Raw genomic sequence first — 13,586 nt, 5'->3', positions numbered from 1 at the left:
AAGAACATCGAACCGCATGGAACAGAAGCCGCTTGCCTCGCGCATCTCCGTGGTCGTCCTCACGCACAATCGCGCGGACGAACTGATCGCCACCCTCGAACGACTGCTAGCCCTCCCCGAACGTCCCAACATTTTCGTCGCGGACAACGCGTCCGGCGACCACACGGTTTCACTCGTCAGAACGTTGTTTCCAACCGTCCGCGTGATCGAATGCGGCGCGAATCTCGGCGCGGCCGGCCGCAATCGCGCGGCCGAGTGCGTCGGCACCGACTATGTCGCCTTCTGCGACGACGACACCTGGTGGGAGCCGGGCTCGCTCGAACGCGCGGTGCAATTGCTCGACGCGTGGCCGAACGTCGGCGTGCTGAGCGCGCGCGTGGTGGTGGGCGAAGCGCGAGCCCCCGACCCGATCTGCGCGGTGATGCGCGCAAGCCCGCTCGGCGGCGACGGCCTGCCGGGCCCGGCATTGATCGGCTACATGGCGGGCGCCTGTGTATTTCGCACCGCGCTGTTTCGCGAGATAGGCGGCTACGAGCCGCGTCTTTTCATCGGCGGCGAGGAAGAACTCGTCGCGCTGGATGTGCTCGCCTCCGGTCATGCGATCGTCTATTGCGATCAGTTGACCGTGCATCATCATCCGTCGCCGGCTCGCAATAGCGGCTTGCGGCGGCGCACGCTGGCGCGCAACGCGGCGTGGATCGCGTGGCTGCGTCTGCCGTGGCAGGAGGCGTGCCGCGAGACGCTGCGCGCTTTCGGCGTGTGGGCTCGGGAAGGCACGCTGCTGCGCGACGGCGTGGCGCTGCTGCGCGGGCTCGCGTGGGCGTTGCCGCGCCGTGAAGTCGTGCCGCCCCATGTGCTGGGTCTGCGGGAGCGGGTACGGCTGGGCGAGCGCGCGGCGCTGGCGTCGAATACCGGCACGGGGGTGGGGGTGGGGGTGGGTACGGGCGTGGGCGTGGGTGCGGGCGTAACTACCGGCCCGGGCGCGGGGGTTGGCGCGAAGCGCGGCGGCTAATGGCGAGCCGTGTATCCGAAGCGCGGCCGGCAAGCTCACGCTTCATACAGCCGCGCGCGCCGACGCCATCGCCAAATGCCGGATATCGGCGATCAACTGGTCCGCCGCGACGGGCTTCGTCAGATGCGCCTGGAAGCCCGCCGTTTTCGCGCGAATGCGGTCCTCGGTCTGCGCGTAGCCTGTCAGCGCAATCGCCGGCAAGCGTTCCTCCAGCGGCAATTCCCGCTCGGCTTCCAGACGCCGCAAGCGGCGCAGCACGTCGTAGCCGTCTTCATCGGCGAGCACGATATCGCACACCAGCGCATGCGGCCATTGCTGCGTCGGCGTGTTCGCGAGCCACGCCAGCGCCTCGTCGCCGGATGCCGCCAGCCTGACGCGCGCGCCGCTCGCGCTCAGCACCGCTTCGAGCGCGTCGCGCGCGTCTTCCTGATCGTCGATCGCCATCACGAAGAGACCGTCGAGCGGCATGGCGCGGTCGACAACATCGGGCCCTTGGGTAGCGGGCGCGGGCGCGTCGGAATCGGCCACCGGACGCAGCGGCAACATGGCGACATAGGCGAGCCGCCCGCCCAGCGGCGTCAACGTGAAGCCGCCGCCCGCCGCGGCCAGGGTTTCTTCCATGTGCCGCGCGGCGGCCTGCGACAACTCCGCGGGTTTGTCGCCCATGCCGAGCACGCTCACCCATGCGTAGTTGTCGTGGCGCTCCACCCGCAGTTCGATGCGCTGCCCCGGCTTGGCCTGGACGATTTCGTCGCGGCACAGTTCGGCGATCAGCGGCTGCAACACGCTCGGGTCGCCGGTCACGCGCAAATCGGTGTCGGTGAGCACCGGATACAGCGTGACCCGATGAGCCGCAAGCTCGTCGTGCAATGCGTCGATCACGCCGGCCGTCAACGCGGCGAGACTCACCGATCGCGCGGTGAGCTTGCGTTGCGCGTGCTCCAGTTCGCCTTGCTGCCATTGCAGCGACCACATCTTCGAATACACGCCCTCGCGCGCCAGCAGTTCGCGATGCGTGCCCTGCTCCACCACGCGCCCATGCTCCATCACCAGAATCCAGTCGGCGTCCGCCACGGTGGAGAGGCGGTGCGCGATCACGATCGACGTGCGGCCTTGCGCGAGCCGCGTCAACTCGGTCTGGATCGCGCGCTCCGAACGCGTATCGAGCGCCGAGGTCGCCTCGTCGAACACGATGATGCGCGGGTCCTTCAGAATGGCCCGCGCGATCGCGATGCGTTGCCGCTCGCCGCCCGAGAGCCGCACGCCACGCTCGCCGACGCGCGTGTCGTAGTGATCCGGCAGACGTTCGATGAACTCGTTCAGTTGCGCCGCGCGCGCGGCGCGCACCACGTCGGCGCGGGTCGCCCCAGGGCGTCCATAGGCGATGTTGTAGGCGATGGTCTCGTTGAACAGCACTGTGTCCTGCGGCACGATGCCGATCGCCTCGCGCAAGCTCTTCTGCGTGACCTGGCCGATGTCCTGACCGTCGATGCGGATCGCGCCGTGGTTCGGCTGATACAGACGGAACAGCAGCTTGACGAGGGTCGACTTGCCCGAGCCGCTGCCGCCCACCACCGCCAGGGTCTTGCCCGGATACGCGTGAAAATCCACGTCGTGCAGAATTTGCCGCGCCGGGTCGTAGCCGAAATCCACGTGCTCGAACGAGATTTGCCCGGCGCTCACCTTGAGCGGTTGCGCCGCGGCTTCATCGATGTCCTCGCCCACGCGCCCCTGCGTGCCGAGAATCGCGAACATGCGCTCGACGTTGACCATCGCGTCGTTGGTCTCGCGAAACACGAAGCCGAGCGTGTTGAGCGGCATGCAGATCTGAATGATGTAGGCGTTCACCAGAATCAGGTCGCCCACGCTCATTTGCCGCACCATCACATGCTGCGCGGCGAGCAGCATGATCGCCGCGATGCCGAGCGCGATCACCGCGCTTTGTCCCACGTGCAGCGCGGTCAGCGCGCGCTGATTGGCGGTTCGCGCATGCACCCACTTTTCCAGCACGGCGTTCAGCCGCCGGGTCTCGGTGTCCTCGGTGGCGAAATACTTGACCGTGTCGTAGTTGAGCAGGCTGTCCACCAGCCTTCCGTCCGACTGCGCCTCGAGCACGTTCACCGCGCGCTGGTAAGCCACCCGCCGCCGCGTGAACACGAACGTATAGGCCGCATAACACACGAAGGTCGCGAAGATCACCAGCGTGAATTCGCGCGCATAGCTGCTCACCATGATCGCCACGATCGCGCTGATCTCGAAGGCGGTCGGCACGATCGTAAACAGCGCGACGCCGAGCAGAAAACCGATGCCGTCCGCGCCTTTCTGCACGTCGCGGACGATCGCGCCGGTTTCGCGCTTCGTATGAAAACGCGCGCTCATGCGGTGCAGATGCGCGAAGGTGTGCTCGGTGAACGCCGCGACCGTGCGCTGCGTGACGATGCTGAACACCACGTCGCGGGCTTCGTTGAGCGCGTCGCCGAGAAAACGCAGCAGCGCATAGGCCAGCACGAGGAACACCGGAAACAGCGCCTGCGCCGCCGGATGCCCGAGGTCGTCGACCACCCGCTTGAGCGCGAGCGGCATCAGCACGATGGCGAGTTTCGCCGTCACCATCAGCACGACGGCCGCGACGGTCTGGTTGCGGTAGCGCCAAACCGCGCGCGCGAGGTCGGCGACGATCCGGCGCGTCAGATCGGAGCGGGGCAGCGTGGCGGAATTCGGCATGGTGTCCCTGGTGAGGATTGATCGGCGGCAGTCAGAGATATTGTGCGCGGCTCATCCGCGATGCGCGAGCCCGGAACATTTGCGCGGCGCGTTCGACGCTTGTGCAAAACCTTGCGTGCGAGCCTGGCGAGTAACGAGCGGCAGTCAAGCAGCAAGCAAGCGCGCAGCAAGCGCCGCGCCCGCCGAACAGCGAAAAACGGCCTACGTATAGCGTAATTCGGTTCATCGCGAGGTTCGAGATTCACGCCAAAATTTTCCTCCTTGCATGACGCGACGCACGCAACGCACGCGAAATTACATACCGCTTGTAGAAACAGGGAACGCCACAGCGTTGGTCCCGATGCAAACAGGGAACGCTACAGTGTCATAGGTGCAGTGCATGCGCCGGCAAGCGTTGCGGCCCGGCGTGGAAACGAACGGGCACATCGGATGCTCAGGCCGAAGTACATGCGTAGCCTCTGCGCCCCGCCCACCCGCACTCGCGACGGCGCTCACGCCAACGCTTTGAAAACGCCCATCATGCGAAGGAACGTCAATGAAAGTCGCCCTCATCAGTGAACACGCCTCCCCTCTCGCGGTCGCCGGTGGCGTCGATAGCGGAGGACAAAACATTTACGTCGCGAACGTCGCGCGCCAACTGAGCGGGATGGGCCATCAAGTGGACGTGTTCACGCGGCGCGACCGCGCGTTGCTGCCGCTCGTCTCCGACATGGACGGCATTCGCGTGATTCACGTTCCGGCCGGGCCGCCGAAGCAGTTGCCGAAGGAACAACTGCTGCCCTTCATGGGCGAATTCGCCGCGTTTCTGATCGAGTTCTTCCGGCGCGAGCGCCAACCGTACGACGTGATGCATGCGAACTTCTTCATGTCGGGCCTCGCCGCGCTGAAGGTAAAAGCCGCGCTCGGCATCCCGCTCGTCACGACGTTTCACGCGCTCGGCCGCGTGCGCCGCCTTCATCAAGGCGCGGACGACGGCTTTCCCGACGAACGCTTCACCATCGAGGACGACCTCGTCGCGCGATCCGACGTGGTGGTGGCCGAATGCCCGCAAGACGAAGCCGACCTGATCGAGCACTACCGGGCCGATCCCGCCCGCATCGAAATCGTGCCGTGCGGCTTCGACGCCGACGAGTTCCAGCCGGTCGACCGCGCCACGGCCCGCAAGACGCTCGGCTGGCGGCAAGATGAATTTACGGTGCTGCAACTGGGGCGGCTCGTGCAGCGCAAAGGCATCGACAACGTGGTGCGCGGCGTCGGCATGCTCAAGCAAAGCTTCGGCGCGCACGCGCAACTGTACGTGGTGGGCGGCAACTCGGACGCGCCCAACGAGCTCGCCACACCCGAGATCGCGCGGCTGCGCGGCATCGCCGGGCAATGCGGCGTGGCCGGGCAAACCACCTTCATCGGTCGGCGCGGGCGCGCGCAACTGCGCTACTTCTATAGCGCCGCCGACGTGTTCGTGACGACGCCCTGGTACGAGCCGTTCGGCATCACGCCGGTCGAGGCGATGGCCTGCGGCACGCCGGTGATCGGCGCGGATGTCGGCGGCATCCGCTATTCGGTGGCCGACGGCGTGACCGGTTTCCTCGTGCCGCCGCGCGATCCGGCGGCGCTCGCCGCGCGTCTGGAGCAATTGCGGCGCGATCCGGCGCTCGCGCGCCACATGGGCGAAGCGGGCCTCGCGCGGGCGCGCGCGGAATTCACGTGGCACGGCGTGGGCGAGTCGCTTGCGCAAATCTATCGGCGCGCGGCGCGGCTCGCGCCCGCCCGCACGCGCGAGGAGCGCGAGGAGGTGCCGCTGCGCGCCGCGGCCGGCGCGTCGTTCCGCTAGCCGGCAGTTGCCGTTTCGATCCGCCAGGCCGCGCCGCGCACTGCGGCGCCTGGCCACTCGCATCCGTTATGGGCAGGCGACACATCATGCTGGATACCGCCGTTTTCCTGGACAAGGACGGCACGTTGCTCGACGACGTGCCGTACAACATCGACCCGCAGTCGATGCGTTTCGCGCCCGGCGCGCGCGAGGCGCTGGCGCTGCTGGCCGGTCATCCGTTCCAACTGATCGTGGTCAGCAATCAGTCGGGCGTCGCGCTCGGCAAGTTCGAGCGTGCCGCGTTGAACGAGGTCGAAGCGCAACTGCGCCGCATGTTCGCCGAATGCGGCGCCACGCTGGCCGGCGCCTATTGGTGCCCGCATCATCCGCGCGGCAGCGTGGCGCCGTACGCGACGCTCTGCGATTGCCGCAAGCCCGCGCCCGGCATGCTGCTGCGCGCGGCGCGCGAGCACCGGCTCGATCTCGCGCGAAGCTGGTTCATCGGCGACATTCTCGACGACGTCGAAGCGGGCAACCGCGCGGGCTGCCGCACGATTCTGCTCGATAACGGTCACGAAACCGAATGGCTCGAAGGACCGCGCCGCGTGCCCACCGCGCGCGCCGTCGATCTGTACGAGGCGGCGGGAATCGTCGTGCGCGACAGCGGCGCGGCGGCGCATGCCGCGCCGGCCGGCGAGGAAGCCGTGTAATGAACGCGCCGAACGCCCCGCTTCTTTTAGTTCAGCCGATGCTGGCGCATGCCCGCGTGCCGGACACGTCAGCGGTCACGCGCTGGGGCGACGACGTCAAGCGCATTCTGTGCGTGCGGCTCGACAATCTCGGCGACGTGCTGATGACCACGCCGGCGCTGCATGCGTTGCGCGAGAGCGCGCCCGGCCGTCATCTCACGCTGCTCGGCTCGAAGAGCGGGGTCGCGCTCGCGCCGTTCCTCGACGATGTGGACGACGTCATCGAATACGACGCGCCCTGGGTCGCGAATCCGCATACGAACGCCCGCACGCTCGCCGACGATCAACAGATGCAGGAGCGCTTGCGGCGCGGCGGCTTCGACGCGGCCGTGATCTTCACGGTGTATAGCCAGAGTCCGCTGCCCGCCGCGATGCTGTGCTATCTCGCCGGCATTCCGCGCCGTCTCGCGCATTGCCGCGAAAACCCCTACTCGCTGCTCACCGACTGGTTGCGCGAACCCGAGCCGCAGCAGCGCACGCGCCATGAAGTCGAACGGCAGCTCGATCTGGTGCGCCAGGTCGGTGCGCACTCGGCGGACACGCGCATGCGCTTCAGCGTCCACGCGAACGACCGCGCGACGTTGCGAGCGCAACTGGCGGCGCGCGGGGTCGATGGCGACGCCGCTTATATCGTGCTGCACCCCGGCGCGACCGCCGCGTCGCGGCGCTATCCGCCCGAACGCTTCGGCAAGGTGGCCGCGCGCCTCGTGCGCGAAACCCGCGCACCCGTGCTGATTACCGGCGGTTCCAGCGAGCGGCCGCTGGTCGAAGCCGTGATCGAGGCGGCCGGTCCGCGCGTGCGCAAGCAACTGCACGACTTGAGCGGCGCGTTGAAGCTGGGCGAACTCGCCGCGTTGATCGAACGCGCGAGCGTGCTGATTTCCAATAACAGCGGTCCGGTGCATCTCGCGTCCGCGCTCGCGACGCCGGTGGTCGATCTGTACGCGCTGACCAATCCGCAGCACACGCCGTGGCAAACGCCGAATCGCGTGCTGTTTCGCGACGTCGAATGCCGCTGGTGCTATCGCAGCGTGTGTCCGCAGCAGCATCACGCGTGTCTGCTCGGCGTGGCGCCCGGCGAGGTCGTGCGAGCGGCACTGGATTTGCATGCGCAGGCGCATCGGCAACCGGTCGACGGCGCGGCTGAAACGGCCACCCAGGCCGCGCACGAGCCCGACGACGCCCCGCGCGCCGACTCGCCGCCTCCATTCACCGGCATACCGGTGGCCCCCTGAAACCCCACTTCATGGCGAACGCTCATGTACACACTCGGAATCAATGCCGTCTACCATGACAGCGCCGCGGCCCTGATGCGCGACGGCGTCGTGCTCGCCGCCGCCGAAGACGAGCGCTTCACGCACGTCAAGCATGCCAAGCGTCCCGTGCCGTTCTCGACGTGGCAACTGCCCTTCGACGCGATCGACTACTGCCTGAAAGCCGCCGGCATCACGCTGGCCGAGGTCGATCACGTCGCCTATTCATACGATCCCGCCTTGTTCGGCGGCATGCCCAGGCGCCCCGGCGCCACCATCGAACTGCCGTTCGATCCGGCCAACACGCGCTTGACGGACCCGTCCGCGTCGCCGTGGGACCCGCTCTTTCTCAGCTACATCGCCAATGCGAAGGGGCAATTGCTCGACGGCGCGCCGCATCATCTGCGCAAGCGTTTTCAGGGCGTGGACCGCGACAAGGGCTTTACGTGGCACTTCGTCGAGCATCACCTCGCGCACGAGGCGAGCGCGTTTCTCGCCGCGCCGTTCGACGACACCGCCGTGCTCACGATGGACGGACGCGGCGAAGGCGTGACGACCAGCATGGGGCAATTCGTCGGCGGCGACTATACGCGGCTCAAGCAGGTGGAATTGCCGCATTCGCTCGGCTTGCTTTATGAGGCGGTGACGGATTGGCTCGGCTTCCTGCATTCATCCGACGAGTACAAGGTGATGGCGCTCGCGTCATACGGCAAGCCGGCCTACGTCGACGTGTTCCGCGAGATCGTCCGCTATCGCAGCGACGGCAGCTACACGGTGGACGCGCCGCGCCTCGTCGAACGGTTCGGCCCGCCGCGCGAACGTGGCGGCCCGCTCGAACAGCGTCACTTCGACATCGCCAATTCGCTGCAACGCGTGCTGGAAGAAACGGTGCTGCAACTCGGCAACTGGCTGCATGAACAGACCGGCTTGAGCAAGCTGACGATGGCGGGCGGCGTCGCGCTGAACTGCGTGATGAATTCGAAACTGCGCGACGCGGGCCCGTTCGACACGGTGTGGGTGCAACCCGCCGCGGGCGACGCGGGCACCGCGCTCGGCGCGGCGCTGTGGATCGACTATCAGGAACGCGGCAAGCTCGGCGACCGCACGCGCCGCTGGCAAATGGATCACGCCTATCTCGGCCCCGAGTACAGCGACGAGGAAATCGAGCAATTCCTGCGCTGGTCCAAAGTCCCCTATCGCCAGCTCATCGACATCGCCGGGGAAACCGCCGAGCTGCTTGCCGAAGGCCAGGTGATCGGCTGGTATCAGGGGCGCACGGAATTCGGGCCGCGCGCGCTCGGCGCGCGCTCGATTCTCGCCTCGCCGATCGATCCGCGCATGCAGGCGAAGCTCAACGAGATCAAGGACCGCGAGGACTTCCGCCCGGTCGCGCCGGTCGTGATGGAAGAGCACGCGAGCGAGTGGTTCGTCGACGGCCAGGTCGCGCCCTTCATGCTGTTCATTTTCGACGTGCGCGCCGACAAGGCCGCGCGCATTCCGGCCGTGCGTCACGTGGACGGCACGGCGCGCGTGCAGACCGTGAACCGCGCGCAGCATCCGCTCTATTACGATCTGCTGGACGCATTCAGGCAGCGCACCGGCGTGCCGATTCTGGTGAACACGTCGTTCAACACGCGCGGCGAGCCGATGGTGAATTCGCCGCGCGACGCGGTCGAATCGTTCTGGACCTCGCCGCTCGACGCGTTGGTGATCGGCCCGTTCCTCGTGCGCAAAGCGGGAGCCGGCGCATGAGTTCATCCGCGGGCGGACCGATCGAGCTGGGTTCGATCGACATGCCGGAGCACGCGGCGGAGCCGATCGCGGCCGGCTATCCCGGCGCGCTGCTTGCGCATCTGGACGTCTCGGTGGTCGTGCCGACCTACCGGCGCCCGGCGATGCTCGCCGCCTGCCTGCACGCGCTCATCGCCCAGGACTTCGCGCCGGAGCGCTACGAGATCATCGTGTGCGACGACGGTCCCGACGACGCCACGCGCGCCTGCGTCGAACGGTTTCGCGACGCCCAGGCGGCACGCGGCCCCGTGCTGCGCTATGTGCCGGTCACGCGCACCCAGGGACCGGCGGGCGCGCGCAATGCCGGCTGGCGCGTGGCCCGTTCGCCGATGATCGCCTTCACCGACGACGACACGCTGCCCAACCGGCAATGGCTCGCCAACGGCGTCGCGGCGCTCGCGCACGGCGCGGCCGCCGCCGCGGGCCGCATCGTCGTGCCGCTGCCCGCCTTGCCGACCGATTACGAAGCCGACGCGAGCGGCCTGGAGCGCGCCGAGTTCGCCACCGCGAACGCGTTCGTCGTGCGCAGCTTCCTTACGATGACGGGCGGCTTCGACGAACGCTTCACGTCGGCGTGGCGCGAGGATTCCGATCTGCAATTCAGGCTGCTGCATGCGGGCGGCAAGATCGTGCGCGCCGACGATGCGGTGGTCGTGCACCCCGTGCGGCCCGCGCGTTGGGGCGTGAGCCTCGCGCAGCAGAAGAAGAGCCAGTTCGACGCGCTGCTGTTCAAGAAGCACCCTGCACTCTTCAGGACGCGGATTCGTGCGACGCCGCCGCTGCTCTACTACGCGATTCTCGGCGCGGCGTTGCTCGCGCTGATCGGCGGCCTGGCGGGCGACGCTGCCGCCGCCTCCACCGGCCTCATCGTATGGATCGCGTTGACCGGCTACTTCTGCGTGCGCCGTTTGCGCGGGCGCGATCTCGGCTGGCGTCACGTCGCCGAAATGGCGTGGACCTCGATCCCGATTCCGTTTCTCTCGATCTTCTGGCGGCTCTACGGCGCTGTCCGTTTCAAGGTGTTCTTTCTATGACTCCACCCACGTTTCTCGCGGCGCTCGCGCCGCGCCGCATCGCCATTTTTCGCGCGCTGCAACTCGGCGACATGCTGTGCGCGGTGCCCGCGCTGCGCGCGTTGCGGCTCGCCGCGCCGCACGCGCATATCACGCTGATCGGCCTGCCGTGGGCGCAGGCGTTCGTCGATCGCTATACCGATCTGGTCAATGAACTCGTGGTGTTTCCCGGCGCGACAGGTTTTCCCGAGCAGCCGGAAACGGATGCGGGCCTGCCCGCGTTTTACGAAGCGATGCGCGCCCGCTACTTCGATCTCGCCATTCAACTGCACGGCAGCGGCGGCGTGGCGAACGATCTGCTGTTCGAATTCGGCGCCCGCGCCTATGCGGGCTTCGTGCAGGCGGACGAGCCGCACCGGCACGGCGGCTTCATTGCCTGGCCCGAGCACCTGCCCGAGTCCGAGCGCTATCTCGCGTTGATGAGCGCGCTCGGCGCGCCGGTCATCGCGCCGCGTCTGTCGTTTCCGCTAACCGAGCAGGACGCGGCCGAATACGCGTCGCTCGTCGCCGGGCATGGCATCGAAGCGCATCGGCTGGTGCTGATTCATCCGGGCGCGCAGTTGCCGTCGCGCCGCTGGCCCGCCGAGCGCTTCGCGCAGGTCGCGGACCACCTCGCCGCCGATGGCTGGCAGATCGCGATCACCGGCACCGCGGCGGAAGCGCCGGTCACCGGCGCGGCGCTCGGCGCGATGACCGCGCCCGCGCTGCACCTGGGCGGCGCGACCTCGCTGGGCGGACTCGCCGCGCTGGTCGACCACGCGCGGCTGGTGGTGTGCAACGACACCGGCATGTCGCATATCGCGGCGGCGATGGACACCGCCTCGGTCGTGATCGCCTCGGGCAGCGACACGCGGCGCTGGGCGCCGCTCGACCACGAACGGCATCGCGTGCTGGCCGACTATCCGGCGTGCCGGCCGTGCATGTTCCGCGACTGTCCGTATGGCCATCCGTGCGCGTTGAACATCGGCGTCGAACGCGTGGTGGAGACGGCGCGCGCGCAGCTTGCGCGAGTTGGCGACGCGCGCCCGGCGCAGCCGTACGCGCTGCACGCGTCATCCGGCAACCTCGGTTTTCAGGAGCCGCATCATGCTGCGTGACTGCCGCCGCCTGCGGGTGCTGACCTGGCACGTGCACGGCAACTATCTGTACTACCTCACCCAGGCGCCGCACGATTTTTATCTCGTCACGCGGCCCGGCCATCCGCCCGGTTATGCGGGGAAGGTCGGCGTGCTGCCGTGGGGCGACAACGTTCACGAGGTCGACGCGGAGGACGTGCGCAACCAGGAATTCGACGTCATCCTGTATCAGCACAAGACGCATTGGGAACACGACCGCGAGCATGTGCTGAGCGAAGCGCAACGGCGCTTGCCGCGCGTGTATGTCGAGCACGATCCGCCGCAGGACAATCCGTTTCAGCAATGGCATTGGGTCGACGATCCCGACACGCTGCTGGTGCACGTCACGCATTTCAACCGCCTGATGTGGGATTGCGGCGTGACGCCGACCCGCGTCATCGAGCATGGCGTGGTGGTGCCCGAGCGCGTGCGCTACACCGGCGAACTGGGGCGCGGCATCGTGGTGGTGAACCATCTGGCGCAGCGCGGACGCCGGCTCGGCGCGGACGTGTTCAGCGAGGTGCGCACGCGCGTGCCGCTCGATCTGGTCGGCATGGACGCCGAGCGGCTGGGCGGGCTCGGCGAAGTCGGCAATCTCGATCTCGCCGGGTTCAGCGCGCGCTATCGCTTCTTCTTCAATCCGATTCGCTGGACCAGTCTCGGCCTCGCGATCGTGGAGGCGATGACGATCGGCATGCCGATCGTCGGCCTCGCCACCACCGAACTCGCGACCGTGATCCGCAACGGCGAAAACGGCTTCGTGCATACCGACGTGGATGCGCTCGTCGACGCAATGAACGACCTGCTGCGCGATCCCGACGAAGCGCGGCGTCTCGGCGAAGGCGCACGGCGCACGGCGCTGGAGCGCTTTCACATCGACCGCTTCGCGCAGGACTGGCACGACGCGCTGCTGCAAGTCACCGCCTGAGCCGGCCGGCCCGCGAAACCGACGCGCTCCACTATCGAGAACACATCATGAAAGAACTCACCCGCAAGCGGATTCTGGTCACCGGCGGCGCCGGTTTTCTCGGCTCGCATTTGTGCGAACGGCTCGTCACGCAAGGGCACGACGTGCTGTGCGTCGATAACTTCTACACCGGCACGAAGGACAACATCGCGCATCTGCTCGATTGCCCCAACTTCGAATTGATGCGGCACGACGTGACCTTTCCGCTCTATGTGGAAGTGGACGAGATCTACAACCTCGCCTGCCCGGCCTCGCCGGTTCACTATCAGCACGATCCGGTGCAGACCACCAAGACCAGCGTGCACGGCGCGATCAACATGCTGGGACTCGCGAAGCGCGTGAAGGCGAAAATCTTCCAGGCGTCGACGAGCGAGGTGTACGGCGACGCGCTCGTGCATCCGCAGAAAGAGGACTACTGGGGCCACGTGAATCCGATCGGCCCGCGTTCGTGCTACGACGAAGGTAAACGCTGCGCCGAAACGCTGTTCATGGATTACCGGCGCCAGCACGGGCTGTCGATCCGTATCGCGCGCATCTTCAATACGTATGGGCCGCGCATGCATCCCGCCGATGGCCGCGTGGTCTCGAACTTCATGATGCAGGCCTTGCACGGCGAGCCCATCACCCTCTACGGCGACGGCTCGCAAACCCGCTCGTTCTGCTACGTGGACGACATGATCGACGCGTTCATCGGCTTGATGAACACGGCGGACGATCCGGGCGGCCCGGTCAATCTCGGCAATCCGCATGAAGTGAGCATGCTGGAGATCGCCGGGCGCATCGTCCAGGTGACCGGTTCTTCATCGCGCTTCGAACTGCGGCCCCTGCCGACCGACGATCCGTGGCATCGCCGGCCGGATATTTCGCGCGCGCGCGAGTTGTTCGGCTGGGAGCCGCGAACCGGACTCGACGAAGGGTTGAAGGCGACCGCGCAATATTTCCGCGCGCGAATCGAGGCAGGCGCGGCGGCTGCCCGGCCGCCGCATGTCAGCGGAACGACAGCCTGAGTTATGCAAACGAATGGCGATCGAGAGGTGACGTAATGTCCACGCCCCGAAATCTTAATCAGCGGGTGTTTCAATGCGCGCAGTT

Annotated in this window: 10 protein-coding genes; 9 read left to right on the top strand and 1 reads right to left on the bottom strand. The window is 67.4% G+C overall.

The genetic code is table 11. From position 1 onward, the window contains the following. Window positions 1-16: 16 nt before the first annotated feature. Window positions 17-1,012 (top strand): glycosyltransferase family 2 protein, encoded by a 996-nt coding sequence (locus ACOCG7_RS06315; RefSeq protein ID WP_421377264.1) that lies wholly within the window; start codon window positions 17-19, stop codon window positions 1,010-1,012. 42 nt (window positions 1,013-1,054) lie between these two features. Here the strand turns inward: ACOCG7_RS06315 and ACOCG7_RS06310 are convergent, their stop codons facing one another. After that, a complete protein-coding gene (locus ACOCG7_RS06310; protein WP_421377262.1) occupies window positions 1,055-3,736 on the bottom strand; it encodes an ATP-binding cassette domain-containing protein in 2,682 nt (893 codons plus the stop codon). A 535-nt stretch (window positions 3,737-4,271) separates the two neighbouring features. On the opposite strand from ACOCG7_RS06310, the gene ACOCG7_RS06305 reads away from it, so the two are divergent. The 8 genes from ACOCG7_RS06305 (at window position 4,272) to ACOCG7_RS06270 (ending at window position 13,501) form a co-directional block, all read left to right on the top strand. Continuing rightward, window positions 4,272-5,567, top strand: coding sequence for a glycosyltransferase family 4 protein (locus tag ACOCG7_RS06305; protein ID WP_421377260.1), 1,296 nt, complete (start codon window positions 4,272-4,274; stop codon window positions 5,565-5,567). An 86-nt stretch (window positions 5,568-5,653) separates the two neighbouring features. Then, the gene (locus ACOCG7_RS06300) at window positions 5,654-6,256 is read left to right on the top strand and encodes a D-glycero-alpha-D-manno-heptose-1,7-bisphosphate 7-phosphatase (RefSeq protein WP_421377258.1); all 603 of its coding nucleotides are present in this window, start codon (window positions 5,654-5,656) and stop codon (window positions 6,254-6,256) included. Window positions 6,257-6,294: 38 nt separating this feature from the next. Continuing rightward, entirely contained in the window at window positions 6,295-7,530 is a 1,236-nt protein-coding gene (locus ACOCG7_RS06295; RefSeq protein ID WP_421377572.1) for a glycosyltransferase family 9 protein, read from the top strand. Between the two features lie 24 nt (window positions 7,531-7,554). Beyond that, the gene (locus ACOCG7_RS06290) at window positions 7,555-9,300 is read left to right on the top strand and encodes a carbamoyltransferase (protein WP_421377256.1); all 1,746 of its coding nucleotides are present in this window, start codon (window positions 7,555-7,557) and stop codon (window positions 9,298-9,300) included. Then, window positions 9,297-10,373 carry a glycosyltransferase family 2 protein gene (locus ACOCG7_RS06285; RefSeq protein ID WP_421377255.1) on the top strand — a complete coding sequence of 359 codons (1,077 nt, stop codon included), beginning with the start codon at window positions 9,297-9,299 and terminating at the stop codon, window positions 10,371-10,373. Before ACOCG7_RS06290 ends, ACOCG7_RS06285 begins: the two co-directional genes overlap by 4 nt. Beyond that, window positions 10,370-11,509 carry a glycosyltransferase family 9 protein gene (locus ACOCG7_RS06280; protein WP_421377253.1) on the top strand — a complete coding sequence of 380 codons (1,140 nt, stop codon included), beginning with the start codon at window positions 10,370-10,372 and terminating at the stop codon, window positions 11,507-11,509. Before ACOCG7_RS06285 ends, ACOCG7_RS06280 begins: the two co-directional genes overlap by 4 nt. Further along, a complete protein-coding gene (locus ACOCG7_RS06275; RefSeq protein WP_083085624.1) occupies window positions 11,499-12,455 on the top strand; it encodes a glycosyltransferase family 4 protein in 957 nt (318 codons plus the stop codon). The genes ACOCG7_RS06280 and ACOCG7_RS06275 overlap by 11 nt, the downstream gene beginning before the upstream one ends. A gap of 47 nt (window positions 12,456-12,502) precedes the next feature. Continuing rightward, window positions 12,503-13,501 carry a UDP-glucuronic acid decarboxylase family protein gene (locus ACOCG7_RS06270; protein WP_421377251.1) on the top strand — a complete coding sequence of 333 codons (999 nt, stop codon included), beginning with the start codon at window positions 12,503-12,505 and terminating at the stop codon, window positions 13,499-13,501. Window positions 13,502-13,586 lie beyond the last annotated feature (85 nt).

This window comes from Paraburkholderia sp. DD10 (assembly GCF_049177125.1).
Taxonomy (GTDB): domain Bacteria; phylum Pseudomonadota; class Gammaproteobacteria; order Burkholderiales; family Burkholderiaceae; genus Paraburkholderia; species Paraburkholderia terricola.
This window is presented reverse-complemented; position numbering and strand designations above follow the sequence as displayed.